Source organism: Rhodococcus sp. NPDC006774 (genome assembly GCF_040636045.1).
GTDB lineage: Bacteria > Actinomycetota > Actinomycetes > Mycobacteriales > Mycobacteriaceae > Rhodococcoides.
This window is the reverse complement of record NZ_JBEYIW010000002.1, coordinates 228,975-253,322: the sequence shown is the minus strand read 5'-3', so window position 1 is coordinate 253,322 and position 24,348 is coordinate 228,975. Positions and strand designations below refer to the sequence as shown.

The 24,348-nt window shown below is 63.9% G+C and carries 26 protein-coding genes and 1 pseudogene; 11 read left to right on the top strand and 16 right to left on the bottom strand.

What is annotated here, in order from left to right:
- The first annotated feature begins 25 nt into the window (after positions 1 to 25).
- Genes ABZ677_RS04250 through ABZ677_RS04235 form a run of 4 tightly spaced genes read left to right on the top strand, consistent with a single transcriptional unit; the run spans position 26 to position 2,939 of the window.
- Positions 26 to 1,231: an MFS transporter gene (locus ABZ677_RS04250; RefSeq protein WP_358366822.1), complete on the top strand. Its 1,206-nt coding sequence runs from the start codon at positions 26 to 28 to the stop codon at positions 1,229 to 1,231.
- A 14-nt stretch (positions 1,232 to 1,245) separates the two neighbouring features.
- Positions 1,246 to 1,602, top strand: coding sequence for a metalloregulator ArsR/SmtB family transcription factor (locus ABZ677_RS04245; RefSeq protein WP_032396178.1), 357 nt, complete (start codon positions 1,246 to 1,248; stop codon positions 1,600 to 1,602).
- Between the two features lie 27 nt (positions 1,603 to 1,629).
- Positions 1,630 to 2,172 (top strand): copper resistance CopC family protein, encoded by a 543-nt coding sequence (locus ABZ677_RS04240; RefSeq protein WP_358366820.1) that lies wholly within the window; start codon positions 1,630 to 1,632, stop codon positions 2,170 to 2,172.
- 35 nt (positions 2,173 to 2,207) lie between these two features.
- Complete coding sequence (locus tag ABZ677_RS04235; RefSeq protein WP_052047927.1) at positions 2,208 to 2,939, top strand: TetR/AcrR family transcriptional regulator; 732 nt, start codon at positions 2,208 to 2,210, stop codon at positions 2,937 to 2,939.
- Here the strand turns inward: ABZ677_RS04235 and ABZ677_RS04230 are convergent.
- Positions 2,912 to 3,880 (bottom strand): diiron oxygenase, encoded by a 969-nt coding sequence (locus ABZ677_RS04230; RefSeq protein WP_094740087.1) that lies wholly within the window; start codon positions 3,878 to 3,880, stop codon positions 2,912 to 2,914. The two genes, ABZ677_RS04235 and ABZ677_RS04230, sit on opposite strands and share 28 nt — an antisense overlap.
- 160 nt (positions 3,881 to 4,040) lie before the next feature.
- Positions 4,041 to 4,367 carry a hypothetical protein gene (locus tag ABZ677_RS04225; protein ID WP_094740088.1) on the bottom strand — a complete coding sequence of 109 codons (327 nt, stop codon included), beginning with the start codon at positions 4,365 to 4,367 and terminating at the stop codon, positions 4,041 to 4,043.
- Between the two features lie 116 nt (positions 4,368 to 4,483).
- Here ABZ677_RS04225 and ABZ677_RS04220 point away from each other — a divergent pair, with 116 nt between their 5' ends.
- Together ABZ677_RS04220 and ABZ677_RS04215 are read left to right on the top strand one after the other, a co-directional pair.
- Positions 4,484 to 5,401, top strand: a complete 918-nt coding sequence (locus ABZ677_RS04220) for a diguanylate cyclase (protein WP_358366817.1) — start codon at positions 4,484 to 4,486, stop codon at positions 5,399 to 5,401.
- Between the two features lie 96 nt (positions 5,402 to 5,497).
- Complete coding sequence (locus ABZ677_RS04215) at positions 5,498 to 6,118, top strand: methyltransferase domain-containing protein (protein ID WP_358366815.1); 621 nt, start codon at positions 5,498 to 5,500, stop codon at positions 6,116 to 6,118.
- Here the strand turns inward: ABZ677_RS04215 and ABZ677_RS04210 are convergent.
- On the bottom strand, positions 6,096 to 7,127 hold the full coding sequence (locus ABZ677_RS04210; RefSeq protein WP_358366813.1) for an ABC transporter substrate-binding protein: 1,032 nt from the start codon (positions 7,125 to 7,127) through the stop codon (positions 6,096 to 6,098). The two genes, ABZ677_RS04215 and ABZ677_RS04210, sit on opposite strands and share 23 nt — an antisense overlap.
- Before the next feature lie 178 nt (positions 7,128 to 7,305).
- Here ABZ677_RS04210 and ABZ677_RS04205 point away from each other — a divergent pair, with 178 nt between their 5' ends.
- Genes ABZ677_RS04205 through ABZ677_RS04190 form a run of 4 tightly spaced genes read left to right on the top strand, consistent with a single transcriptional unit; the run spans position 7,306 to position 9,874 of the window.
- On the top strand, positions 7,306 to 8,325 hold the full coding sequence (locus ABZ677_RS04205) for a 3,4-dioxygenase subunit beta (RefSeq protein WP_358366812.1): 1,020 nt from the start codon (positions 7,306 to 7,308) through the stop codon (positions 8,323 to 8,325).
- Between the two features lie 33 nt (positions 8,326 to 8,358).
- Positions 8,359 to 8,586, top strand: a complete 228-nt coding sequence (locus ABZ677_RS04200; protein WP_037193794.1) for a twin-arginine translocase TatA/TatE family subunit — start codon at positions 8,359 to 8,361, stop codon at positions 8,584 to 8,586.
- On the top strand, positions 8,583 to 9,389 hold the full coding sequence (gene tatC / locus ABZ677_RS04195; RefSeq protein WP_358366810.1) for a twin-arginine translocase subunit TatC: 807 nt from the start codon (positions 8,583 to 8,585) through the stop codon (positions 9,387 to 9,389). The genes ABZ677_RS04200 and tatC overlap by 4 nt, the downstream gene beginning before the upstream one ends.
- On the top strand, positions 9,377 to 9,874 hold the full coding sequence (locus ABZ677_RS04190; protein ID WP_358366808.1) for a preprotein translocase: 498 nt from the start codon (positions 9,377 to 9,379) through the stop codon (positions 9,872 to 9,874). The genes tatC and ABZ677_RS04190 overlap by 13 nt, the downstream gene beginning before the upstream one ends.
- On the opposite strand, the gene ABZ677_RS04185 is transcribed toward ABZ677_RS04190, so the two are convergent.
- From ABZ677_RS04185 to ABZ677_RS04175, 3 genes and pseudogenes are all read right to left on the bottom strand, one after another.
- Positions 9,843 to 10,190 carry an NAD-binding protein gene (locus tag ABZ677_RS04185; RefSeq protein ID WP_358367226.1) on the bottom strand — a complete coding sequence of 116 codons (348 nt, stop codon included), beginning with the start codon at positions 10,188 to 10,190 and terminating at the stop codon, positions 9,843 to 9,845. The two genes, ABZ677_RS04190 and ABZ677_RS04185, sit on opposite strands and share 32 nt — an antisense overlap.
- Positions 10,191 to 10,229: 39 nt before the next feature.
- Positions 10,230 to 10,739, bottom strand: a pseudogene (locus ABZ677_RS04180) (NAD(P)-binding domain-containing protein); the annotation flags it as partial.
- Between the two features lie 48 nt (positions 10,740 to 10,787).
- A complete protein-coding gene (locus tag ABZ677_RS04175; protein ID WP_358366806.1) occupies positions 10,788 to 11,567 on the bottom strand; it encodes an SDR family NAD(P)-dependent oxidoreductase in 780 nt (259 codons plus the stop codon).
- 150 nt (positions 11,568 to 11,717) lie between these two features.
- Between ABZ677_RS04175 and ABZ677_RS04170 the strand changes: the two genes are divergently transcribed.
- On the top strand, positions 11,718 to 12,566 hold the full coding sequence (locus tag ABZ677_RS04170) for a helix-turn-helix transcriptional regulator (RefSeq protein WP_358366805.1): 849 nt from the start codon (positions 11,718 to 11,720) through the stop codon (positions 12,564 to 12,566).
- On the opposite strand, the gene ABZ677_RS04165 is transcribed toward ABZ677_RS04170, so the two are convergent.
- From ABZ677_RS04165 to ABZ677_RS04120, 10 genes are all read right to left on the bottom strand, one after another.
- Positions 12,530 to 13,543 carry a hypothetical protein gene (locus tag ABZ677_RS04165; protein WP_358366803.1) on the bottom strand — a complete coding sequence of 338 codons (1,014 nt, stop codon included), beginning with the start codon at positions 13,541 to 13,543 and terminating at the stop codon, positions 12,530 to 12,532. The two genes, ABZ677_RS04170 and ABZ677_RS04165, sit on opposite strands and share 37 nt — an antisense overlap.
- Positions 13,544 to 14,165: 622 nt before the next feature.
- A complete protein-coding gene (locus ABZ677_RS04160) occupies positions 14,166 to 15,485 on the bottom strand; it encodes a UDP-glucose/GDP-mannose dehydrogenase family protein (protein ID WP_358366801.1) in 1,320 nt (439 codons plus the stop codon).
- A 199-nt stretch (positions 15,486 to 15,684) separates the two neighbouring features.
- Positions 15,685 to 15,984 carry a hypothetical protein gene (locus ABZ677_RS04155; RefSeq protein WP_037190365.1) on the bottom strand — a complete coding sequence of 100 codons (300 nt, stop codon included), beginning with the start codon at positions 15,982 to 15,984 and terminating at the stop codon, positions 15,685 to 15,687.
- 52 nt (positions 15,985 to 16,036) lie between these two features.
- A complete protein-coding gene (locus ABZ677_RS04150) occupies positions 16,037 to 17,482 on the bottom strand; it encodes a sugar transferase (RefSeq protein ID WP_358367223.1) in 1,446 nt (481 codons plus the stop codon).
- Positions 17,483 to 17,794: 312 nt separating this feature from the next.
- On the bottom strand, positions 17,795 to 18,646 hold the full coding sequence (locus ABZ677_RS04145) for a sialate O-acetylesterase (RefSeq protein WP_358366799.1): 852 nt from the start codon (positions 18,644 to 18,646) through the stop codon (positions 17,795 to 17,797).
- Positions 18,647 to 18,661: 15 nt separating this feature from the next.
- On the bottom strand, positions 18,662 to 19,879 hold the full coding sequence (locus tag ABZ677_RS04140) for a lipase family protein (protein WP_358366797.1): 1,218 nt from the start codon (positions 19,877 to 19,879) through the stop codon (positions 18,662 to 18,664).
- A 4-nt stretch (positions 19,880 to 19,883) separates the two neighbouring features.
- Complete coding sequence (locus tag ABZ677_RS04135) at positions 19,884 to 21,146, bottom strand: acyltransferase (protein WP_358366795.1); 1,263 nt, start codon at positions 21,144 to 21,146, stop codon at positions 19,884 to 19,886.
- Positions 21,147 to 21,163: 17 nt separating this feature from the next.
- Positions 21,164 to 22,408 (bottom strand): lipase family protein, encoded by a 1,245-nt coding sequence (locus tag ABZ677_RS04130; RefSeq protein ID WP_358366794.1) that lies wholly within the window; start codon positions 22,406 to 22,408, stop codon positions 21,164 to 21,166.
- On the bottom strand, positions 22,405 to 23,106 hold the full coding sequence (locus tag ABZ677_RS04125; RefSeq protein ID WP_358366792.1) for a GNVR domain-containing protein: 702 nt from the start codon (positions 23,104 to 23,106) through the stop codon (positions 22,405 to 22,407). Before ABZ677_RS04125 ends, ABZ677_RS04130 begins: the two co-directional genes overlap by 4 nt.
- The gene (locus ABZ677_RS04120) at positions 23,103 to 24,347 is read right to left on the bottom strand and encodes a lipase family protein (protein WP_358366790.1); all 1,245 of its coding nucleotides are present in this window, start codon (positions 24,345 to 24,347) and stop codon (positions 23,103 to 23,105) included. The genes ABZ677_RS04125 and ABZ677_RS04120 overlap by 4 nt, the downstream gene beginning before the upstream one ends.
- Position 24,348: the final 1 nt, after the last annotated feature.

Sequence of the window (24,348 nt, the reverse complement as noted above, 5' to 3'; positions counted from 1 at the left end):
GCGCACATGTGTGTACGTTGAACCCATGCTTCGCGCCAACATCGCTTTTCGACGCCTTTTCACCGCGCAGGTCGTCGCGCTGCTGGGCACCGGACTGCTCACGGTCGCGTTGGGGCTGCTCGCGTACGACATCGCAGGAAGTGCCGCAGGCGCTGTGCTCGGCACCGCTCTGGCGATCAAGATGATCGCGTATGTGTTTGTCGCTCCTATTGTTTCGTCACTGACCAGCATGCTTCCCCGCAGGTTCGTGCTCGTCACCGCCGACGTCGTCAGAGCACTCACCGCGCTGGCGTTGCCCTTCGTCGATCAGGTGTGGCAGGTCTACGTGCTGATCTTCGTGCTGCAGGCCGCGTCGGCCACCTTCACTCCCACCTTTCAGGCGGTCATTCCGTCCGTGGTGCCCGACGCGCAGCAGTACACCCGCGCGTTGACACTCTCGCGACTCGCCTACGACCTCGAATCTCTGGTCAGCCCTCTCATCGCCGCAGCCTTGTTGACCGTCATCGGCTTCCACACGCTGTTCGTCGGTACAGCTCTGGGGTTCGTCGTCTCCGCGGCACTGGTGCTCGGCACCGCATTACCGAGACACCTCGCAACCAAGACCCGAAGACCGACCTCGGGCATCGCTACGTTCGTCAGAAATCCCGAACTACAGGGACTGCTCGCGTTGAACACGGTGGTCGCCGCAGCGACGGCTCTCGTGGTGGTCAACTCCGTGGTCTATGTCCGCGATCTGTTCGGCGGATCGAGCAGCCAGCTGGCCATCGCTCTCGGCGTGTACGGTGCCGGTTCGATGGTCGCGGCACTGTTCGTCCCGCGAGCCCTCGGATCCATCAGCGATCACACCCTCATGCTCACCGGGGCGGCAGTAGCCGTGACCGGAACTGCCGCAGCAACACTGGTGGCAACCCTGCACGGAGGGCCGGCCGCCTGGGTTGCACTGGCCACGACATGGGCGCTGCTGGGCGTCGGGACGTCGATGATCAACACGCCGTCGGCGAGGATTCTGCGTCGTGAATCCGACGAGAGCACTCGGACGTCCATCTTCACAGCGCAGTTCTCGTTGTCGCACGCGGCGTTTCTGCTCACGTATCCGATTGCGGGGTGGGTCGGTGCCCGGTTCGGGCTGTTCACCGCGGCGATGGCGCTCACGGGCTTGGCTACACTTGCGGCACTGTCCGCAGCACGCCTGTGGAGTCGCTCCCGAATGTCGGTGGTCGTCTCCGCGTAGGGAGACGACGTTCGATGCCACCGAAGAAGGAACCGCGCATCAGTCTCGACCATGCCGTCGAACCGGACTCCGCCCGCCTGGCCACGGCCAGCGACACCTTTCGGATGCTCTCGGACCCCACCCGACTGCACATCCTCTGGCTACTCGACCGAGGCCCCGCCGACGTCAGCGCATTGACCACGGCCACCGGAACCTCCCGCACCGCCGTCAGCCAGCATCTGGCCAAGCTCCGATTCACCGGACTGGTCGAGACCCGACGCGACGGCCGCAACGTGATCTACCGCCTGGCCGACGGTCACCTTGCCCGTCTCGTGCGAGAGGGCCTCAACTTCGCCGACCACAAGGTCACCGGCGAGCCCCCGCACGAATAACCCTGCACCACAACAAGAAAGCACCCGATGAAACGCCTGGCCGTTATCGCAGCCGCCATTCTCACCGCGACGGCACTGTCGGTCGCCCCGGCAGCTGCTCATGCGTCTCTACAGTCCAGCAATCCTGCCGAGAACTCCACGCTCGACGCCGCGCCGGACGAGGTGACCCTGACGTTCAATCAGTCCGTGCAGTCGAACTTCGCCACCGTCACCGTCATCGCACCCGATGGGATCGATTGGGCAGCATCGGATCCCGTCGTCGACGGCAGCACGGTGACCGTAGATCTGGACGGGCTCGGCGCTGCGGGTGAGTACAACATCGGCTACCGAGTGGTCTCCGCCGACGGGCATCCGATCACCGGCAGCATCCCGTTCCAACTCACCCAGGCGTCTCCGACGTCGGCGGCAACCGCAGCAGCGGCGGCCCCAGCCCCTACCGAAACAACACCGACCGCCGCCGCGGAAGACACCGAAGACAGCAGCGGCTTTCCGATCTGGATCATTGCGGTGGTCGTCGTCGCGGTGGGTGCGGCCGGTGTTCTGTTCGCGCTTCGTAAACGCAGCAACTGACAGCCTCGACCAGTGCGGACGTGAGAACATGCAGCATGAGTGACGGTGGCCCACGCCCGAAGTCCGATGGCCGTAAGCGGCGTTGGGAACAGCACAACACCGATCGTCGACGCCATATCATCGACGCCGCCATGACGGTGCTGGCGCGCGACATCGCACCCGGTGAGCGGCTCACCACCGCTCAGATTTCCGCCGAGGCCGGGGTGCATCGCACCGGTCTGTACCGGCATTTTCGTGATCGCACCGACTTGGATACGGCCATTCAGCGGGCCATCTGCTCGGAGTTGACGGCCACGTTGGTCACGTCGTTCGCGTTGACCGGAACACCTCGCGATGTGGTCCATCGCGTGGTGAGCACGTACGTGCGGTGGGTTGCCGAGCATCCCGCGTGGACGCGTTTCGTCGAGCAGGACGTCAGTGCCGAGGCACCGACGCCCCTCGAGGAGACCAACGCAATGCTGGCCGAGCAGTTGGAAGTGAGCGTCGCCGCGTTCCTGGCACTCGTGCACGCAGACCTGACCGCCGACGACTGGTCGCTGGTGCGGCCGTGGGTGGCAGGCCTGGTCTCCGGCTGCATGGGTGCGGTGCGCAGTTGGAGCGGACAGACCGAATCACGGACCGGCCTAGATCATTTCGCCACGTTCCTGGCCGACACCATCTGGCTGCAGGTCAAGGGACTCGGAGCGTCCCGCGGGATCGCAATCCCGCAGGTGCCCCTCGAAAGCGTCGTCGAGGAAACTCAGCCGAACGACGGCTCACTGCGGTAGCGCGACGGACGTCCGTCGATACCGAGGGCGCGCCACACGCGTCGGGACACGCGGTTCATCATTCCGAGTTCGTCGGCCAGCATCCGCACGTCACCGAAGGTGTCGCGCAATGCCTTTCGTGACGGTTCACTGTTCCACCACACGGCGTCCACGACGTCGTCGGGGATGGCGAGGTCGCGTCGCATCTGCTTGCTGGGCTTCATGATCATGTCGCACAGAATTCGCATGATGACGGGCATCAGAACCGAAATCGACGCCTTCTGAACGCGTCCGAGCCGCGGTGCCTTGTGCTTGAGGTACTGGTGCGCGAAGCCGATGTGCCGCGCCTCTTCGGCGATGTGGATCTGCATCACGCGCATCACCAGGGGGTGCCCCACCGCACCGCTGCGCAGGATTCCCTTCTGCATGTGGTCGATCGGCTCCTCTCCTGCGAGGACGCCGACGAAGAATCCGAACGGTGCCGATCGGCTCGCGAACAGTGCGAGCACCGGCACGATCTTGCGGAACCACGCGGGCCCGCCCGGTACATCGATGCCGATGCGGTTCACCAGTTCCTGGAACATCTGGGTGTGGTGGCACTCTTCGGTCGCCTCGTGCGTCGAGTACCGGAATTCGGGTGAATCGTTCGGCAGCGTGAGGGCGTAGTGCATGAGTCCGCTGATGAGGATCTGCTCGAACTGCAGGCCGACCTTGACCATGCTGGCCTGGCGGTACATACCGATGTGGATCTGCTCGTCCAGGGGACGCGACTTGTACCAGTCGGTGTGGCCGAGCGGATCCTCGTCGGGAAGTACCCAGCGTGGATCGTTGGGGACGATCGCGTACTCGGGCTCATCCCACGGGATGTCGAGGAAGGCGTCGAAGTGCTGATGCACCGATGCCGTCGACAGTGCATGCAGGTTGTCTCGGTAGAGCGTTCGTGCGTCGTCGACTGCAGTCATGGTGGTCCTTCCGCCTGCGTCCGAACAATGTGTACGCAACACAGCGTCACACATAAAATGCGTTAGTGCAACGGACCGTCGCAGATAAAACGGAAATTCTCTTCGAAACGACGAAACCGGCCGACCGCTGTGCGATCGACCGGCCTCGGGGAGGGTCACGTCACCAGTACGGCAACACCATCACAACAAATCCGACGCCGACGACAATGCCGAGAATTCCGGTGCCGACGGCCAAGGCAGTGTCGGAGCGTTCGGCTCGCTCGCCTGCGAGATCTGGGCTGCGATCGGCCCACAGCGCGGAAGCGACGGCGATCAGTCCTGCCGCGATGCCGAGCCCGGCAGCCCAGAAGGAGACGATCGACAGCGCGCCGAACATGACGGCGATCTCGGTCACCTGAGCGCGGGTACGGATGCGTCGGTTCCACCACTTCGGTGGCATGTCGTCGTCCGAATCACGTGTATCGAAGTGGGGAGAGGTGACGGTCACTGCGGACTCCTTTCGAGTGAGAATGTGCCTCCATTTTGGCACTCGACGGTTGAGAGTGCCAATCCCCTGGACGGTGCCGATCGGGCGCGAGAACGCCCGGTTTCGCACACGCGCGCGTGCCGCTGGGCCCGACCCGACCTGGACTAGACTCTCGATGCGGGAGGGAGAAAGCGGGTCGTTGCGTCGTGGAGGATCACTGGTACCGGCGCATGTTCGCCTCCAGCCCCGTGGCGCAGGCTCTCTCCGACGCCGCCGGATTGTTCGTCGACGTCAATGCCGCCTACTGCGAGCTCGTCGGCTTGGCCTCCTCGGAACTGATGGGTCGATCCGCGACGGTGCACACTCACCCGGACGACCTTCCGCTCCACGGCAGCGTCGAGGATCTGATGGCCGCCGGGACGGCCGCGGAAGAACCAGTGAAGATCGAGGTGCGGTTCGTTCGACCCAACGACGAGATTCGCTGGGTTCTCCTGACTCTGGTTCCTTTCACCGGTCCGTCCGATGCCGAGTGGACGCTCGCTGCCGCTCTCGATATCACCGAACGAAAGGAAATCGAGGACGGCATCCTGCATGCGTCCCGAACGGATCAACTGACCGGGGCACTCAACCGTCGCGGCTGGTCGGACTACGCGGTGTCCGTCGTCGACGGCGATTCTGTCGACACAGTCGTCGCGGTTCTCGATTTAGATCATTTCAAACAGTTCAACGACAACTTCGGCCACGCAGCCGGCGACGCGTTGCTCCGCGACTTCGCGTCGAAAGCCCGCAATTGCATCGGCTTGGATGGACTCCTGGCACGTTGGGGCGGAGAGGAATTCGTGATCACGCTCCACAATTGCGATCGTCGCGGTGCTCTTCGTTCACTCGAGGCCCTTGCCGCCGCAACCACGCCTTCGGGGGTGACGTTCTCTGCCGGGTACACGCTCCAGCGACCGAACGAAGGCCTTCGCAACACACTCGACAGAGCGGACGCGCTGATGTTTCAGGCCAAGCGCGCCGGCCGCAATCGAATGATCACCGACGCCCCTCACTGAGACAGCGCCGCACTTGCCGATACGGCAAAAATACTTGCTATGTCGAGGCACGGGCTGTCACTCTGATACCGGCACCCCACCGGGAGAGGACGATCGATGACTCACGCATTCGACAAGGACTACTGGGAGCACCATTGGGATGACAGAACATCCCATACCGTCGCCGCGAATCCGTATCTCGTGGAGGAAACAGCCGGATCGACGCCCGGTACCGCGCTCGACGCAGGATGCGGTGCCGGCGGGGAGGCGATCTGGCTTGCCGAGCAAGGCTGGCAGGTCACCGGCGCCGACATCTCCGCAGCCGCCCTCCAGTCCGCCGCGCAACAAGCGCAGACAGCGGGGGTCGACGTCACCTGGATCGAAGCCGACCTGACGACCTGGAACCCCACCGAGCGATGGGATCTGGTGATGACCCACTACGCGCATCCGTCGATTCCACAGTTGGAGTTCTATCGACGCATCGCGCAGTGGGTCGCACCGGGTGGTTCACTGCTCATCGTCGGGCATCTGCACGATGGCGGACACCATCATTCACCCGAGGGCGAGCCGCCGCACGAGGCCACCGTCACCGCGAAAGACATCACCGCCCTGTTCGACGCCTCCTCGTGGAGCATCGAGACCGCGATCGAGCGTTCCAGGACCGTCGGCGGTGTGGGTGTGCACTCGAAGACGTTGCGCGATGCGGTGGTTCGGGTCAGTTCGCGGACACCGCGATAGCCTCGGCGAGTCCGTCGACGAGAGTCGGCAGGAAGTACGGAATCGACAGTGCCGTCGGGCCCACTGCAGCTCCGGCTTCCTGCCCGACGAATCCGGCGACCGCACCTGCCGCAACGGCCGGAATCTGGCGTGAGACAGGCGAATCGAGGAACTGTTGCAGGGCGTCCTCGGTATCGACCTGGGTGAACACCACATCGGCGTCGATCTTCGAGATGTTCTCCGCCGAGACGGTCGTCGAGTAGGTGGCGTCGTCGGTCGCGAGGTCGGTCACCGATGCCGGTGAGACGAAGCCGAGGTTCTCGAGCAGCTCCACTCGCGGGTCCGATGGCAGCAGCAGGTAGTACACGTCGGCAGCCTCGGACACGTATGCGATTGTGCGGCCGTCGAATTCGGGATGTCGGGCGCCTGCGTCCTGCACCTGGCGGTCCAGATCGGCCACGAGATCGCGTGCGCGCTCGGGGACCCCGAGAACATCACCGGTCGTGGTGATGACGTCGCGCCACGGCGTCGACCACAGTTCCTCGGGCGGGGCGATGACGGGAACTCCGGCAGCGGTCACCGCGTCGTACTCGGCCCGGGTCAGTCCGGAGTGCGGAGCCAACACGACGTCGGGGTCGGTGGCGAGAAGCTTCTCGACCGACAGTGCGTCCGTGACGTTGTCGAGCAGAACCGGGGCCGGACCGCCCGACGACTCGATCGCGTCGGACACCCACGGATAGATCAGATCGTCGCCTCCGCCGTACTCGGCCGACGGCATTGCCACCGGGACGACACCCAGGGCGAGCACCGCATCGGTGGTGCCGAATCCCCACGTCGCGACCCGTTCGGGCACCGCGTCGAGCGTGGTGTCGCCGTACATGTGGTGCACGGTCAGCGGAAACGAGCCGGTGGACGGCGACTCGGTCGGGCTGTCGGCGGGAGCGGACGAGCTGCAGCCGACCAGTGCGATGGACGCGGCCGCCACGGCGGTGAGCGCTGCAGCGAAGCGGAACGTGAGGCGATGAGTCATGAAAGTCCTGTAGCTCGGCGATCGGAGTCTATAGGTTAGCCTTAGCTTCCTTTAGACGCGAACACCCCCTGCGCACGGCTCACAGGAACCTCGCAGCGATGGTTCAGCGTCCTCACCGGAACGTCCCAGAGTATTGGCACTACCGAAAGAACCGACGCCATCTCAGAGGAGACCGACGATGCCCCGAATTCCAGAGCCCACCAACACTTCTGCCGGACCCACCTACGAGGGACGACTTCTCGACCGCCCCGATGAGGAAGTGGTCGATCAGGGTGCCGGGTTCGACATCACCACCCTCGTCACTCGCCGACGTGTGCTCAGCCTCGTCGGTGCCGGGGCCGGAGCGTTCGCGCTCGCCGCCTGCTCCAGCACCTCCAGCGCCGGAAGCAGCACCACCACAGCAGCTTCCACGTCGGCGAGCACCGCGAGCGCCACCACCGAGATCCCCCAGGAGACCAACGGCCCCTACCCGGCCGACGGCACGAACGGCGTCAACGTACTGGGAGAGTCCGGAATCGTGCGCCGAGACATCACGTCCAGCCTGGACGGCGGCACCACGGTCAGCGGGGTTGCCCTCTCGCTCACCTTCACCCTCACCGACCTCGCGAACAGCAACGGCCCCTACACCGGCGCGGCCGTGTACCTGTGGCAGTGCAACGCCTCCGGCGAGTATTCGATGTACTCCGAGGGCATCGAGGACGAAACGTACCTTCGCGGAATTCAGGTCGCCGATGCCAACGGCACGGTCACCTTCGACACGATCGTTCCCGGTTGCTACTCCGGTCGCTGGACCCACATTCACTACGAGGTCTATCCCGACGCCGCATCGGCTACCAACGTCGAGAACGCAATCGCCACATCGCAGGTCGCATTCCCGCAGGACATGCTCGAGACCATCTACCAGGAGAAGACGGACCTGTACCCGGATTCGGCGACGAACCTGACCCAGATGGGCAGCCTCGACAACGACAACGTCTTCGGCGACGGCTACGACCTGGAGATGGGAACCTTCACCGGCGATCCCACCTCCGGCTACGTCGGATCGCTCGCCGTGGCCATCGACGCCACCACCGAACCGACCATGAGCGCGCCGCCCTCGGGCGGAACGGGCGGAGGCGGAGGCGGCCAGTCCCCGATGGGCGGCGGCACTCCCCCGGCCGGCGGCCCGCCGAATGGCGGCACCGCACCCACCAACTGATCACCCTCACCCCACACTCCCGAAGGAAACACCATGTTGCACAACCTCACCGGCTGGCACGCACTCATCGTTCTCGCCATCCTGCTGCTCGTCTTCGGCTCCACCAAGCTCCCCTCACTCGCCAAGGGCGTCGGCCAGTCATTGCGCATTCTGAAAGACGAAGTGCGCGAGGAGAAGAAGACCGCAACACGTGACGACACGCCGGCACCGGTGTTCGCCGACGCTGCGTCCACTCCGGTTCCGTACCGACACACGTCGTGAGCACAGCCACCGCCGCGCAGGGATCAGCCACACTGCCTGCCACCCCACGGGGCACCATGCCTCTTGCGGGGCATATGCGCGAGGCACGTCGCCGCGCGATACGCGCGGCGGTGTCGCTGCTCGTCGGCATAGCAATCGGATTCGCGCTGTCCGATCAGATTCTCGACATCCTGCGCGCACCCGTCGAAGAACTCGCCCTCACCCGCCAGGCCAGCCTCAACTTCGAAACCGTCACCGGCGCTTTCGATCTCGAACTGAAGATTGCCCTGTTCACCGGCGTCATCGTGTCGTCTCCGGTGTGGCTGCGTGAGCTGTTCGCCTACCTCACCCCCGGCATGACGAGTCGGGAAAAGAAGTACGTCTACGGCTTCTCTGCGGCCGCCGCTCCACTGTTCGTCGCCGGCTGCGTGTTCGGGTTCGCCATCTTCCCCCGGATGGTCAGCGTCCTCGCCGGCTTCTCCTCCGACCAGGACAGCACCATCCTCAACGCCTCGTACTACGTCGACTTCGTCATGAAGATCGTGTTGGCCACCGGCATCGCCTTCGTCCTCCCGGCCCTGCTGGTGATGCTCAACTGCCTCGGCATCCTCTCCGCGCGCAGGCTACGCAGCAGCTGGCGTATCAGCGTCGTCGCCATCGCGCTGTTCAGTGCACTGGTCACGCCCGCCGCAGACGTCCTGTCGATGTTCCTGGTCGCGGTTCCCATGGCCACACTGTTCGGGGCAGCAATCGTGATCACCGAAATACACGACAGACGCGCCCTGACATCACCGAAACCGGAGCTCTCATCATGTTCGGCCTGACCTTCGAGAAACTGTTCCTGGTCGCGATCATCGCCGGGTTCGTCCTCGGCCCCTCGCGCCTCCCCGGATACGCCCACCAACTCACCCGCGCCGTGCGCACCGTGCGCCACTTCGTCGACACCACCCGCACGGCCGCCGAAGCCGAAATGGGCGTTCCGCTCAGGCGCAGCGAATGGGAATCGATGAACCTGCGGCAATACGACCCCCGCCGCATCGTCACCGACGCGTTGCGTGACACCGACTCCGCTCCTAAATCCGAGTGGCCGGAACAGGTGCTCACCGAAGCAGCCCGCGTGCGACCCGGTCAGAAATACCTCATCACCGGGCCCGCATCACATCCACGACGCATCCTCATCGACTCACTCCCCCAGGACGATCCACGTCGCATCGCGGCGCAACTGACGCCTGCAGTGGGGTATGCATCGACGTCCGGAACTCTCGTCGGTCCACCCGTCACGGGTACGGCTGCGCCCGAGGCGAGTTGAGGTGCCCGATCACCGAGGAAAGCCGTTGCGCCCCAGACAATCCGCGTTCGGTGGTCGGCCCAGCGGACACGCCTGCATCGCGCATGGCTCGATCGAACAAGTGCATGTCCAGGGCCTCCACCTGCGCGAGGTGGTCGACCGTGTCCGGGTTGATCATGGTGTTCATCAGCTGCAGCGCACGGCTGTCGGCGGATCCCAGGCGAAGGACGTCGACGAGATGGGAGGTGTCGAGACCAGCGAGAGCGGCCAGTTCGAGCACGTCGGCTATGGCGGCTTGGTTGAGCATCAGCAATGCGTTGTTGACGAGTTTGGCCATCTGACCGGTACCGGTCTCGCCGACGCCGACCACGTGCGTCGCATAGGACTCGAACACCGGACGAGCGACATCAACCACTGCCTCGGATCCGCCGACGAGAACTGTGAGAGTGCGGCTTTCGGCAGCCGGGCGCCCACCACTGACAGGAGCGTCGAGTACCTGCACACCGAATGGGGCGCACATCTGCGTGAGGCGCACCGCGTTCATCGGAACTCCGGTGCCGTGGTTGACGACGATCCCCCCGCGGCGCAAGTGCGGCAGGATGTCGCGTTCGACGATCTGAATCACGTCGTCGTCGGTGCCGACGCAGAACGCAACGAGATCGACGACAGCAGCAAGCTCGGCGACCGAGTGGTGCACGGTGTGCGGCACTCCGAACAGCCCCGCCAGCGAGGCAGGACGCCTGGCCCAGACATGCAGATCGAGGCCGCTCTCGGCAACGGCGGTGGCCATCGGCAGGCCTTGATCACCGAGGCCGATGAAGCCTACGCGTGGTGACGCCGCCGTAAGGCGCTGCCGTGGTTCGTCATTCGACTGAGTCGACATCCATTCTCCTCGGTTGCGATGGGCGTGTGGTCAGTACAGACGACACATCATCTACTCGCGGTAGCGCGTCGCCAGCTCCGGCGCCTGTGCGCCGAAGGCAACGAGGTCCGCCGTGAACACGCTGTGCAGCAGGTTGTCCTGTTCCACACCGGGAGCGGTCACGATCTCGCCGAGCTCCAGTCCACGCAGGCTCGCGGTGACCACATCGGCAGCGCTCATCCGCGGGGCGGCGCTCAGATCCATGCCTTGACGTTCGTGGAACTCGGTGGCAACCACACCCGGAAGCAACACCTGGACATGAATCCCATGGGGAGACAGTTCTGCATGCAGGGTCTGCGAGAACGCAACGGCGTACGCAAGACTCGATGCGTACACAGCGCGCCGCAACGGTACCTCTTCGAGGCTGGCCGGGCCGCTGAAGGCGATCATGCCGGCGACGTTGACGATCTGCCCCGCATTTCGCGCGACCATGTGCGGTGCAATCGCATTGGTCAGCAGCGTCGGTGCGAGTACTTTCACACCGACCAGCTCCTCCGCTTGCTCTCTCGGCAAGTCGATGAACGCTTTGTAGTGAGCGACGCCGGCGTTGTTGATCAGCATCGTAACCGGCTGAGCTGCAACAGCATCGATCACCGTTTCGATGCCGTCGCGCATCGAGAGGTCCGCGACTACAGGCTGCACGCTGACGTCAGGGAATTCCGTCGCGAGCTCCTCGAGCCGTTCCCTTCGACGCCCGACGGCGATCAGGTTCACTCCGGTCGACGCCAAACGGCGGGCGTACTCGCGGCCGATCCCGGACGACGCCCCTGTCACTACGGCCAAACCACTCATTGTTCGCTCCTCGTCTCGCACGCCGCGGTGCGGCTTTTCTCGATCTGTCACCAACAGTGGTCCTCGTGTCGACGTGATGGGTACACCCCGTCGACAGTGGTCCCCGCAGGGACACGAGCAGTGCCGTCGATGCGATCTACACTTCGTTTCATGTCTGCGCGGGAAAATATGCTCGGGGACTTTCTGCGTGCTCAGCGAGCGCGTGTGCGGCCGGATCAGGTGGGTTTGTCGGGCGGGAGCAACCGGCGCGTTCCGGGGTTGCGCCGATCCGAAGTGGCGCTGCTGGCAGACATCAGTGCCGACTACTACCTTCGTCTCGAACAGGGACGGGATCGGAATCCGTCACCGGAGATTCTCGAAGCGCTGGCTCGGGTGTTCGGCCTCGACCCGGTCGGCACCGCCTACCTTCTCGGTCTCACCGAGAGTTCGCCCGACCGTCGGCGTCGTCGTCGACCGCGACGCGAAACGGTTCCCGAAGGAATCCGGAAGCTGCTGTTCACGTTGGGATTACCCGCATTCGTCGAGGGCCGATATTTCGACGTGCTCTCGGTGAACCCGCTTGCCACCGCACTTTCTCCTCGTCTCGCGGTCGGCGAGAACCGACTTCGATCGGTGTTTCTCGATGCCGACGAACAGGCTCTGTACTCGGACTGGGAGGACACGACGGCTCGCCTCGTCGCAGGCTTCCGACGCTCGGTCGGCGGCGACACGAACGACGCGCGGGTTATCGAGTTGGTCGGCGAGCTCTCGCTCGAGAGCGATCGGTTTCGCCAGGTGTGGGCACGAAACGACGTTCAACCCCGGCAGAGCTGGCCGATCACCATGGACCATCCTCTCGTCGGAGAACTCACCCTCAACCGAGAGAAGCTGGTACTCGGCGATACGACAGAGAACCTCGTCCTCGCCGTGTTCCACCCCGATGCGGGCAGTGCCAGCGCGGACAAGTTGTCACTGCTTGCGTCCTACTCCGTTCCAGCTCCGCAGAGCCGCGATCGGTAGCCGTGCAAGGCCCCGATCAGCGAGGCTGATGCGAGGCATCGTAGGCACGTTGGTTCGCCTGAATCGTAAAACACCGGGCCACGACTGGTGGTCTTCACAGCGATGGCAACAACCAGAAGGATCGGAGAGATCAGTACCAAGACCGCAGCAGCGAACGTGAGGTCGAAGGCGGTCTTACTGAATCGTGTCGCTCCGTTGTACTGCGGCTTCTCGACGTGGATCAGCGGAAAGCCTGCGACGGGACGCATCACCAATCGCGGGCCGGCAACGTCAACGACTCCCGGCGCGACGACTAGATCAACGTTCGTCTTCTCCAGATCCCAGATCATCTTGCGGATACCCTTGTGTCCGAGGTGCTCGGTTGCCGTCACCGCAACCGTGTCCGCACCGCACTCCTCGATCGCGTCGAGTACGTCGTGCTCACCACCCAAGACCGGTATGTCGGTGCCCTCGATGTGCACCACGCCGTCCCGCGGAGCGTCGTACCCAGGCATACAGATTCCGACGACCGCGAAGCCCGAGGCTGGGGACTTCTCGAAGGACTGCGCCATCGACACCGCTGCCGCACGGCTGCCCACGATAAGCACCGAGGTCTTGTACTCACCCTTGCCCCGGAGTTGACTGACGACATTGCGCCAGATCCACCGACTCACCAGCAGGGCCAGCAGGCCGACCGGTAGAGCGATCGCGAGGTAGAGCCGTGCGATGTCGATCCGGAACAGGAGAGACACGATCGCGATCACACCGAACAGTCGGAACGTAGCCGATACGATGCGTCGGTACTCCTCCGCGCCGTTACCGATGACTCGCGGTGATCGCGTGCGGAAGATCGCGAGGAAAGCGATCCACACTCCGGCGATGACGACCGACAGCCCCGTGTACGACATCGTCGAGAGCAGACCGGTGGATTCGGCACCGCCGAAGCGCACGATCTGAGCCAGGCCGACCGAGAGAGCGACAACAACGACGTCGGTCACCCGAAGCCGCCGGACGTATTGATCCTCCCAAACGTGTCGCGACGTGAGCCTTCGAGCCACCACCGCGTCCTGTCGACGCGGAGATCCCCACAGAGAGCGCTGTGCAGCCCCGACAGATGCCACGTGCTCCCCTCCTCTGCACTCGAGTGCTCACCATCGGCCAGCACATGAATCCGATCCAGACCAATCCGAATTTCGACTGGTATCGAATTGAAATAGTCCCACGTGGATAGCACTACCACCACGCGAGCGATGCAGATCACAAATCAATAACAGCGTTCAAGGTGTTTACCACACCGAGGCTAACGGTGCGACACCCGAGGCCGCTCAGCGAACACAAGCAGCCGTAGAGTCTCAAAAGTGCTACGTAGCAACTGAATTGCACCTGGTCTGTGATATTTACCAAGATCTACATCGGTTATTCGGTAAATATGTATACACAGCAGGACGCACGCATCCACATGCCAGACCAGTGCACGTGATTAGTACCGTAAATCGTGCTAAGCACCGACTACAAATCGGAAACCGGTACTAAGAACCATTCTCGCCGGTAAGGAGCTCGCAATCAGCGAGAATTCATTCGACTGAACGACGCCTGCGTTTCACAACGACACAGCATGGTTCAAGGACGACCCAGCCCGCGGTAGTTCCAACCCGCCGCCCGCCACTGCTCCGGGCTCAGGCAGTTGCGCCCGTCGATCAGCGTCTTCTTGCGCACCGCGCCCTCCAGATCCTTCGGAGCGAGGGCCTTGAATTCCTTCCACTCCGTCAGAACCAACACCACGTCAGCACCCTCGCAGGCCTCGAGCGCTGAACTGGTGTAGGTCAGGGTGGGGAACAGTGCGCGGGAGTTCTCCATCGCTTTGGGGTCGTAGACGTTGACCGCCGCCCCCTGAAGCTGGATCTGTCCGGCAACGTTCAGGGCCGGTGAATCGCGGACGTCGTCCGAATCGGGCTTGAACGCCGCGCCCAGCACGGCGACCCGAGCACCGAGTAGAGAGCCGCAGGCCTCACGTGCCAGCTCGACCATGCGAGTACGGCGTCGCATGTTGATGTTGTCGACCTCGCGCAGGAACGTCAGTGCCTGGTCAGCGCCCAGTTCACCGGCCCGGGCCATGAACGCCCGGATGTCCTTGGGCAGACAGCCTCCGCCGAAGCCGATGCCGGCATTGAGGAACTTGCGACCGATGCGCTCGTCATGGCCGATGGCGTCGGCAAGGACGGTGACGTCGGCTCCCGCAGCTTCGCACACCTCGGCAATGGCGTTGATGAACGAGATCTTGGTGGCCAGGAATGCATTGGCAGACGCCTTGACCAGCTCGGCGGTGGCCAAATCGGTCACCAGGAACGGGATCTTCTCGTCGAGCAGCTGCGCGTAGACCTCACGGGCGAGCTCCTCGGCGCGACCCGGGCGGGCACGATCGACGCCCAGCACCAGACGGTCGGGGTGCAGGGTGTCCTTGACGGCGAAGCCCTCACGCAGGAACTCGGGGTTCCACGCGACCTCGACGTCGTCACCGGCCGGCGCGAGTTCGCGAGCGATCTTGCCGAGCCGCTCGGCCGTTCCAACGGGGACGGTGGACTTACCGAAAATGACGGCCGGCTTGGTGAGCAACGGCGCGAGAGTTTCGATGACCGAGTCGACGAACTTCATGTCGGCCGCGAACTCACCCTTCTTCTGGGGAGTACCGACACCGAGGAAATGCACCTCTGCGAAGTCCGCAGCTTCCTGATACGACGCGGTGAAGCGCAGCCGTCCGGCCGCGATGTTGCGCTGCAGCACCTCTTCGAGACCGGGCTCCCAGAACGGGACCTCGCCGGCTTCGAGCTTCGCGAGCTTCGCCGGGTCCACGTCCACGCCGAGAACCTCGTGGCCGAGCTCGGCCATACATGCCGCGTGAGTGGCACCGAGGTAGCCGGTACCGAACACTGTGATTCGCATTTGTTCCATTCCCCGTCGGTCGTTCTGAACAATGGCGTACTCGACAAGAGCCCGTGACGGCCCGTCACAGTAAGCACCTGGAGGACACCGCCTTCAGGTCACGCGCACATACGGGAATAGTAAACACAGGCGATCACGCCCGTCACCCAGGAGACTGCGGTCACAGGACGAGCTGAACAACCAGCAAAGCGAAGGTTTCTCAGCGACGAACGGGAAACTGCGGGTTCTCCGGCTCCTCGACGGCCTCGGCGCAGCGGTGAATGAAGTCGCTCAGTTCGGAGCGAACCTCCGGAGCGAGGAGATCCAAGGGTGCCTCGGTTCCGTGATACTCCGCGAACGCCGAGGTGTAGGCATCGACACTGTCGGAGATGACTGCGTGCAGCGAAGTGGACCTGTTCAGATGAACCTTCGCGATCACGTCGATGCGATCAGCCAAGAAATCGTGAAACGTGTTCTGTCCCATGGAAACATCACGTCCGTTCTGCGACACAGTTGTCATTGCGCAATGATACGAACAAAACCGACCGACCGCAGGATGAGCGTCGGAGCTACTAGTACGCGCCGTCGCTCTTGAGGACTGCGACCGCAGTCTTCGCGATGATCAGCAGATCCCCTGTCATGGACCAGTTCTCGACGTACGAGAGATCGAGGCGCACGCTCTCCTCCCACGACAGATCCGATCGGCCACTCACCTGCCACAGCCCGGTGATGCCCGGCTTGACGAGCAGCCTACGGCGGACTTCACCGTCGTACGTTTCCACTTCACTGCGCAGCGGCGGTCGCGGACCCACCACGCTCATCTCGCGCCTGAGCACGTTGACGAACTGCGGCAGCTCGTCGAGGCTGAACTTGCGCATCACCTTGCCCACCGGGGTGACCCGTGGGTCCTCGCGCATCTTGAACAACACCCCGCCGGCCCCTTCGTTGAGGGCAGCCAGTTCTTGCACTCGCTTGTCGGCATCCTGGACCATGCTGCGGAACTTGATCATCTGGAAAGGCTTGCCGTCGATGCCCATTCGCTCGGACTTGTAGAAGATCGAGCCCTTGCTGGTGAGCTTGATGATCACGGCGAGGGTGATCAGGACCGGTGAAATCAACAGCAGGACCGAGGCGGCGAACAGGAAGTCGAACGCCGTCTTGCTGAATCGCTTCGCGCCGTTGTACTGCGGCTTCTCGACATGGATGAGCGGGAAGTTCGCCACCGGACGCATCACAAGACGCGGACCTGCCACATCCACCACTCCCGGCGACACCACGAGGTCGACCTTCTTCTTCTCGAGGTCCCACACCATCTTTCGCAGACCGTGATGGCCGATGTGTTCGGTGGCCGTCACCGCCACGGTGTCTGCACCGGAGGTCTCGATGGCCTCGACGACACTGTGTTCATCCCCGAGTACCGGAATCTCGACGCCGTCGATGGTGAACGACGAATCGTTGCCGGGCTCGTAGTTGGGCAGGCAGATACCGACCACGCTGTAACCGGCTTCGGGCGAACGCTCGAACGACTTGGCCATGGCCAGAGCCGAACTACGACTGCCCACGATCAGCACCGAGGTCTGGTATCCACCACGAGCACGTTTGCGCGACACTACTTTTCGCCATACCCATCTACTCAGAAGAAGCCCGATCAGCCCGACGGGTAATGCGATCGCCAGATACAGGCGGGCGATGTCCAGACGGAACAGCAGCGAGAGGATCGCGATGGTTCCGAAGAGCCGGAACGTGGCCGACACGATGCGGCGGTACTCTTCCGAGCCGTTGCCGATCACCCGTGGCGAACGGGTGCGGAAGATGGCGAGAAACGTCAGCCACAGAATGGCCAGTACTCCGGATATCCCGAAGTAGCCGACGATGGACCACGGTTCGCGAAAATCGATATCACCGAAGCGAATGATCTGCGCCACCGTCACAGCAGCGAGAACGACCACCGTGTCGGTGACACGGAGCCCCTCGGTGTAATGCGTTTCCCATTCACGACGTGACGTCACCCTGCGCAACCGTCGTGCGTCACGCCGTGAGACAACCGAACTCTGCGCTTCCAGATCGCTGACTGACACTGATTTCCCCTCGGTACGTACGCGTTGCCGAACCCCTGCGTGATCGACACAGCTCCGTGCCACCCCGTCGTGCAGATTATCTTGTCGTACTTATCGTGTCACTTGGTAACGGTATGTTGATCGACACGAACCCGCAGGTCGTTACATGTTTCTACTGCATTAACCAGACGCGTCCGCTGCGTTGCCGACTTCTCCGGAAGCCCCATTCCGGACACTCTCGACCACCTATTAGCGCCGCATTCACGGCCTGTGTCAAGCATTGTCGGTCGAACGTCGGATGCTCGGGGACATGCCGACGAACGCCTCCCACATCCGCCGTCCCAGTTCCCGCTGCCCCTCGCCGTTGTAGTGAATCTTTTCGGTCTCGCTGTTGTAGAGCCCCCTCGGACCCGGCACGTACGCCACTCCTGCCCTACGTCTGGGCGTATCGGCGTGCACCGCATCGATGACGGCGTAGTTCGCATCCCCTGATTCGATCTCGTCCGGCACCATCTGGCCCACGACGAACGGGACGTCGCCGAACTCACCGCGCAGCATGTCGATCAGGCTGTCGAGCTTCTCCGCATACACCGGCCCGGTCAGCAACGGCACATCACTCTCACCTTGATGCCACAGCACCGCCGCGAGCTCGTTGCCGGGCTTGGTTGCCAGTCCCGTTCGGATGCGCTGCAATGCATCCCAGAACAGATTGACGCGTGCCCCGGTCTCCGCCGGATCCCAGGAGATACCGTGGATCCGTGCGAAGCCCGAATCACCGCGCGCATACGGAACCAGCAATACCGGCCTTCCCGTCGCATCCGCGAGATGCGCGGCAAACGTCGGAGCGAATCCGACTGCCTTGGATGGCACTTCGTGAAACAGTGGATTGCTGCCCGCCACGATGGTGTTCTTCGACCGGCCCGACGCAGCCCACTGATGCACCCGTGGATGCGGCGCATCGAGACCCGATCGATCCAACCCGCGACCCCCACCGTGTGCATTGGACTGCCCCAGCACCGCCACCACCAGATACGGTTCGTCGATCGTCTCCACCGGAATGCCGCGTCCGAGACGCTTCTTGACGACGTCCTTGGCCCGTACCTTCGCGTTCTGCCGAAACCCCATGACCCTCCCCCCTACTCACGTGCAGTCGTTCTGCGCCGGTGTCCCGGCGAAGCGATCCCCTATCCATTGATTGACGTTGTCGCCGTTCACGTCCCCGTGACCGCGACCGGCCTGCCGGTCGATGGTGATGACATCGCCCAGCCTGCATGCCGACTGCAGCGCCGCATCGGTCCACGCCACATCGATGTAGGTGTCGGCATCTCCGTACGCCACCAACATCGGTGCCGACGCCGGCCCCTTCGGCAGGGCCATCTGCGTCAGTTCGTCACGCAGCGCCTCGGCGGCCGCAGGGGATTTGGGCGCAAAGTCGTTGCTGCCGAGCCTCTTCGCCGCATCTGTGCGCGCACCCGCCTTGTCCAGCGTGCACTGGGTGAGCGTGTCCCAGTCCCGCTCGGCATTCCCGCTGCGGTAATCGTCGAGATCGACGTTCTCGTCACGCCGAGCGAGTGATTCGAGTATCCACTGCAGCACCGGCCCCTGGTCCTCCGTCAACGTACCCGCCACCGCCTTGTCCACCAGGCCCACCATGTTCGCGGTGGGTGCCAGAGCCACGGCACCCACCAGATCGAGCTCCGGCGCGTAGGAGCCTGCAAGTTCGTTCGCGGCCCAAGCAGCACCACCGCCCTGTGAACCACCGAACGCAGCCCACTGCGTACCCACATCGGGAAAGACCGTACGCAATGCCCGTACGGCATCGATCACGTCGTAGCCGGCGGTGATGTTGTCCAGGTACGCATGGTTTCCCGGATGCCCCAGGCCCTCGTAGTCGGTGATGGCGACCGCGAATCCGGCTGTGGTGTAACCCTGTACGAGCGCCGACGCGCCGAGCAGCGAGGCAGACCTCGACGGCGCGCATGCCTCCTCGATACCCGTGGTGCCGTGGGCGTAGGAGATGACGGGCCAGCCACCCTCGGGCGCATCACCGGAGGGTGTGAACACCGTGCCCGATACCTCGCGCTCGCCCACACCCGGTTGCACCGAGCGGTACACCACCTTCGCGGCGTCGATACCCGACATCCGCACCGGCAAAGGCAGATTCGGCATCGTCTCGGCACTCACGATGGAGCCGCTTCCGGTACCGGGATCAGCAATGTCCATCGGCTCCGGATCGGACCCACGCACCACCGATGCCAGTGCCCCCTGCGCCTGACTTCCCAGCGGCACCACAACGGCGCATCCCGCGAGCAGAGGCAGGAGCATCAGCGGCGCGGCGAGCCTACGGACGGTGTGCATGAACCTATTTGCTCGCCTTGAATCTACGGGCATGCGTCAACGACGGCTTCTCGATGAAGCGGTACGTCACCGCTCCGAATGCGATGCTCACCGCGCTCACCAGCACGAAATTCCGTAGCAGCCCCAACGGGCTGTCGCCTGCCATCCATCCGAAGCGCCCCAACATGATCAGGATGGGAAAGTGCCACAGGTAGACGCTGAGCGAGATCATGCCCACGTAGCTCAGCGGTGCCCAATCGGCCCGTTCGGCGAACTTCGACCGCTCACCGCGTGCCAGCGGCACGATGATGAACAGAATGAGCAATGCCGATCCGAAAGACACGGTGGAGGTCTGCCAGCGCGAATTGATATCGATCAGCATCAGTGAGATCACCGCGGTGGGAATCATCGCGATGCCCGTCCACCACCGCATGTGAGTGACCATCGCGCCCTTGAGCAGTCCGTTGTCGATCGCGACGAACACCACTGCCGCCAGCATCCCGTACGTGAAATTGTCTGCCAGCGACCAGAAGCTGCGGCTGAGCACCGCGATCTCGTTGGGTCCCCATTCCAGCAGTTTCGGATCGGTGATGCCCGACGGTCCCACGCGCGAGGCTGTGTACAGCTTTCCGGTGATTCCGATGACGAACATGATCACCACCGGGATCAGCGCCAGCACCGGTGCCGAGATGGACGTGCGCTTGCGCAGGAAGAACGCGATGCTCGTCAGCAGCGGTAGTGCGATGTAGAACGCGAACTCCAGCGACAGCGACCACGACGGGTTGATACCGGTCTGGATCATGCTCGGAATGTAGGTGTGCACCAGCGTCAGATTGGCCACCAGCGTCAACGGGTCGGTGAGGATGCCCAGACCGTTGTCGGTGAAATGCTGTTCGGCCACCGCGGCGTTCTCCACGAACACCGCACGCATCACGTAGTTGGCGAACAAGAAGATGAACAGGTACGCCGGGAACACCCGCAGCAGTCGATGCATCGCGTAGCTGACGTTGTTCGGCATCGGTTTGCCTGCGAACAGTTTTCGTACCATCGGGAGGAAGATCAGGAAGCCCGACAGCGCGAAGAAGAAGATCAACCCCTGTCCCAGCACCCCGAGCTTGTAGGTCAGGACGGTCTGCGGCGAATAGTGTCCGCCGACGTGCACGGCGAGCACGCACAGGCAGGCGAATCCGCGGGGGCCGTCGAGCCCGACGATGCGGGCAGGTCGCTTGGTACCGGCATCGGCGACCGCGGTGGCGGCGGTCGCAGTGCTGTCGGGTGTGGCGGTCATGGGTACCTTCTGAAGGGTCATAACGCAGGAGGCGGGCAGAAGCTGATGGCCTCGGTGCCGGCGAACCGGTCTTCGAGCCATCCGAACGCAGCAGCACCGTCGATGTCTGCGTGACCGGAATTCGGTTGGAGCACAGATTGAATCGTGTCGCCGCTGGCGCAGCCGGCCGCGATGGCGGCCTCGGTCCACGCCTGCGAGATCAACGTGTCCTTGCCGCCGTAGAGAACCAGCATCGGTGCGGCGGCCGGAGACATCGGCAAGCTCATCTGCCGCAGGTACTCCGCGAGCTTCGCCGTCGCCTCGGGGGTTGCCGGACGCAGATCGTCGTCGCTGATCTGCGCCGCCAGGGACGTGCGGTCGGCAGCGAGAGCGCCGCCACACGCCGAGAGCTCGTCCCACTTCTCGGCGACGATGCCTCTGCGGTAGTCGTCCAGGTCCAGCTCGGGGTGAGACTGGGCCAAGCCCACCAGAACCCACTGCAGCAGTGGCTTCTGATCGTCGGTGAGCGTGCCGTTCGCGGCGGCCTCCGCCAGACCGACCATATCGGCCGCCGGTACCAAACTCACCGAGCCGACCAGGTCGAGGCCCTCGCCGTAGCTACGCGCGAGTTCGTTGGCGGCCCAGGAAGCCTGACCGCCCTGGGACCCACCGAACGCCGCCCACTTGGTCGACGCCTCGGGTATCAGCTTGCGGGCGGCCCGCACAGAGTCGATGAGGTTGTTGCCGACGGTACGGGCGTCGAGATAGGGATGATAGGAACCCTCCAGCCCCAGACCTTGATAGTCCGACACCGTGACGACGTTCCCGGAGCGCACCAGCGCTGCGACGATCTGCGAGCTGCCGAGCAGTTCGGGATCGGTCGACGGTGCGCAGTCCTCGAGCACGCCGGTGGTGCCGTGGCCGTACGCGATGATCGGCCAACCACCCTCGGGCGGTGTGCCTTCCGGTGCGAAGATCGTGCCCGATACGCGCTGCGGTGACCCGTCCACGCCCGAGGTGGACGAGTAGACCACCCGTGCGGCGACCGAGGAGACAGCGCTGACCCGGCGATCGATGGTCAGCAGTTGCTGTGCACTCTCGAGCGAACCGGGGCCCGCTTCACCGTAATCGGCGTCGAGCGTCGCACCGAACGCTGCGGATTGCGACACCGAGTACGGGTCGGCAGGCGGATCGTCGGAGGAACACCCCGACGTCGCCAGGATCAAGGCCAGTGCGCAGGCACCGCTCGCTCGGCGTACTCGGCTCGTTCGCGACAGTGTCATCGGACCCCCTCCACAGCAGACGTCCGCTTGGCAGCGGTCGCCTGCTTCACGATGTTCTCTACTTGATCGCGATGGTCGATCGAGTCGCGTGCAATTCCGAATGCCAGAACCAGCACACTACTCAGGATCGTGCCCATCACTCCCCCCAGAATCATGTTGCTCGTCGGCCTGGGTGTGGTGACCTGATCGGGAGTGGTGGCCGCATCGACGAGTGTCACTGCCGACACCGCTCCGTTGGCACCCAGATCGATCTCACCGACGAGCTTGATGAGCTGCACTGCAACAGAATTGGCAATGTCCCGAGCCTGCTCTGCGTCGGAGTTCACCACCGAGATCTCGATCAAGGCCGAGCCCGGAGTGGGCACCACCGTGATGTCGTTCTTCAGCGCCTCCGGTTCGACCGCCAACCCCTGCGAGGCGATGACACGTCGCAACACCTGCTCCCCGGTGGCCAACTGAACATACGTCTCGACGCGAACCAGTGACCCGCGATTGCCGTCGAGCGAATTCTTGGGCGACGTAGGACCGGGCGCGGTGACGAACACCCGAGACGCTGCGGTGTACGTCGGCTCGACCAACTGCGTCGCCAACCAGCCGGCGGCAGCCGACAGTATCGCCGCGGCGAGAATCAATGCCCAGCCGGACAACAGAATACGGCCGTAGTCCTTGAGGGTCGGCACACCCGTGGGGGCGATCATCGATTCAGCTCGCACGTGTTCACCGGTCGTTGACCGGCGAACATGCCCTTGACCCACGGCAGCGACCGACTGCTGTCCAGATTGCCGTGCCCCTCACCCTGATGCAGCTCGTACTCGACGAGGTCTCCGGAATCACAGGCGCGCTGCAACGCCTTCTCGGTCCACGGTTCGAGAATCAGATCGTCCTCGCTGCCGTACATCACCAACAGTGGTGTCGTCGAACGCTGCTGCGGCAGAGCCATATCCGCCAGGTAACCGCGCAGACGATCCGTCGCTTCGATGCTGACGGGCGTCAGGTCCGCTGCTTGCAGACCCGCCAAGAGCCCCGGCACGTCGTCGGACTTCGGCGGTACGCACTCCATGAAGTCGTCCCACCGCTCCCGCGCCAACCCGGATCGGTAGTCGTCGAGGTTCATCTCGGGATGACTGATCGCCAACGTGTGCAGCGCGTACATCAGCAGCGGGTACTGGGCCCGCGTCAGTGTCTGATTCGCGGCAGCATCGGCCAGGCCGGACATGTCCGACACCGGCACCATCGCTGCGGTGCCCACCAGCTCGAGCCCGCCGCCGTACTCGGCGTTGCGGTCGCTTGCCGCCCAGGCCGCCATACCGCCGAGCGAGACACCGTAGGCGGCCCACCGCGAACTGAGGGTGGGCATGAAGTTCCTGGCCGCACGGACTGCGTCGATCATGTTGTAGCCGAACGTCTTCGAGTCCAGGTACGGGTGATACGAACCACCGAGCCCGAGCCCCTGGTAGTCGGTCATGGCAACGGCGAAGCCGTTGAGCACCAGCGCCGCCACGATGGGGGCACTGCCGAGAAGGTTGGCGTACCTCGAAGGCCCACACGCCTCGAGCACACCCGTCGTACCGTGGCCGTAGGACACCACGGGCCAGCCACCCTCGGGCGCGGTGCCACCCGGGATCACCACGGTGCCCGATACCTCCGTCGGCTCCCCGGTGACTCCCGACGTCGATCGGTACACCACACGAGTGGCGGTAGCACCCAACTCGGTGATGTCTGCAGCGATGTCCTCGATCGGCTCGGCCGAGATCAACGAACCCGGCGCGGTACCACCGACATTGGACGGTGGCGGCGGCTCCGACGTCGCCGGAGAGGCCGTGACGGGAGCCGTCTGCGCGCCGGGCGGCAGCACGATCGGAGCCTGCTGCGAGCAGGAGATCGACACCACGGCTGCGGTCACCAGGACGCCGACTCGGACCGTCCACCCACCTGACATA

Excerpts from the sequence above, each read along its gene's own strand:
- ABZ677_RS04245 (WP_032396178.1), top strand. The coding sequence starts at position 1,246 with ATGCCACCGAAGAAGGAACCGCGCATCAGTCTCGACCATGCCGTCGAA.
- ABZ677_RS04120 (WP_358366790.1), bottom strand. The coding sequence starts at position 24,347 with ATGTCAGGTGGGTGGACGGTCCGAGTCGGCGTCCTGGTGACCGCAGCC.
- ABZ677_RS04185 (WP_358367226.1), bottom strand. The coding sequence starts at position 10,190 with ATGGCCAAACTCGTCAACAACGCATTGCTGATGCTCAACCAAGCCGCC.
- ABZ677_RS04200 (WP_037193794.1), top strand. The coding sequence starts at position 8,359 with ATGTTGCACAACCTCACCGGCTGGCACGCACTCATCGTTCTCGCCATC.
- ABZ677_RS04190 (WP_358366808.1), top strand. The coding sequence starts at position 9,377 with ATGTTCGGCCTGACCTTCGAGAAACTGTTCCTGGTCGCGATCATCGCC.
- ABZ677_RS04230 (WP_094740087.1), bottom strand. The coding sequence starts at position 3,880 with ATGACTGCAGTCGACGACGCACGAACGCTCTACCGAGACAACCTGCAT.
- ABZ677_RS04135 (WP_358366795.1), bottom strand. The coding sequence starts at position 21,146 with ATGACCGCCACACCCGACAGCACTGCGACCGCCGCCACCGCGGTCGCC.
- ABZ677_RS04215 (WP_358366815.1), top strand. The coding sequence starts at position 5,498 with ATGACTCACGCATTCGACAAGGACTACTGGGAGCACCATTGGGATGAC.
- ABZ677_RS04240 (WP_358366820.1), top strand. The coding sequence starts at position 1,630 with ATGAAACGCCTGGCCGTTATCGCAGCCGCCATTCTCACCGCGACGGCA.
- ABZ677_RS04175 (WP_358366806.1), bottom strand. The coding sequence starts at position 11,567 with ATGAGTGGTTTGGCCGTAGTGACAGGGGCGTCGTCCGGGATCGGCCGC.
- ABZ677_RS04170 (WP_358366805.1), top strand. The coding sequence starts at position 11,718 with ATGTCTGCGCGGGAAAATATGCTCGGGGACTTTCTGCGTGCTCAGCGA.
- ABZ677_RS04155 (WP_037190365.1), bottom strand. The coding sequence starts at position 15,984 with ATGACAACTGTGTCGCAGAACGGACGTGATGTTTCCATGGGACAGAAC.
- ABZ677_RS04250 (WP_358366822.1), top strand. The coding sequence starts at position 26 with ATGCTTCGCGCCAACATCGCTTTTCGACGCCTTTTCACCGCGCAGGTC.
- ABZ677_RS04205 (WP_358366812.1), top strand. The coding sequence starts at position 7,306 with ATGCCCCGAATTCCAGAGCCCACCAACACTTCTGCCGGACCCACCTAC.
- ABZ677_RS04140 (WP_358366797.1), bottom strand. The coding sequence starts at position 19,879 with ATGCACACCGTCCGTAGGCTCGCCGCGCCGCTGATGCTCCTGCCTCTG.
- ABZ677_RS04235 (WP_052047927.1), top strand. The coding sequence starts at position 2,208 with ATGAGTGACGGTGGCCCACGCCCGAAGTCCGATGGCCGTAAGCGGCGT.
- ABZ677_RS04125 (WP_358366792.1), bottom strand. The coding sequence starts at position 23,106 with ATGATCGCCCCCACGGGTGTGCCGACCCTCAAGGACTACGGCCGTATT.
- ABZ677_RS04145 (WP_358366799.1), bottom strand. The coding sequence starts at position 18,646 with ATGGGGTTTCGGCAGAACGCGAAGGTACGGGCCAAGGACGTCGTCAAG.
- ABZ677_RS04130 (WP_358366794.1), bottom strand. The coding sequence starts at position 22,408 with ATGACACTGTCGCGAACGAGCCGAGTACGCCGAGCGAGCGGTGCCTGC.
- ABZ677_RS04210 (WP_358366813.1), bottom strand. The coding sequence starts at position 7,127 with ATGACTCATCGCCTCACGTTCCGCTTCGCTGCAGCGCTCACCGCCGTG.
- ABZ677_RS04160 (WP_358366801.1), bottom strand. The coding sequence starts at position 15,485 with ATGCGAATCACAGTGTTCGGTACCGGCTACCTCGGTGCCACTCACGCG.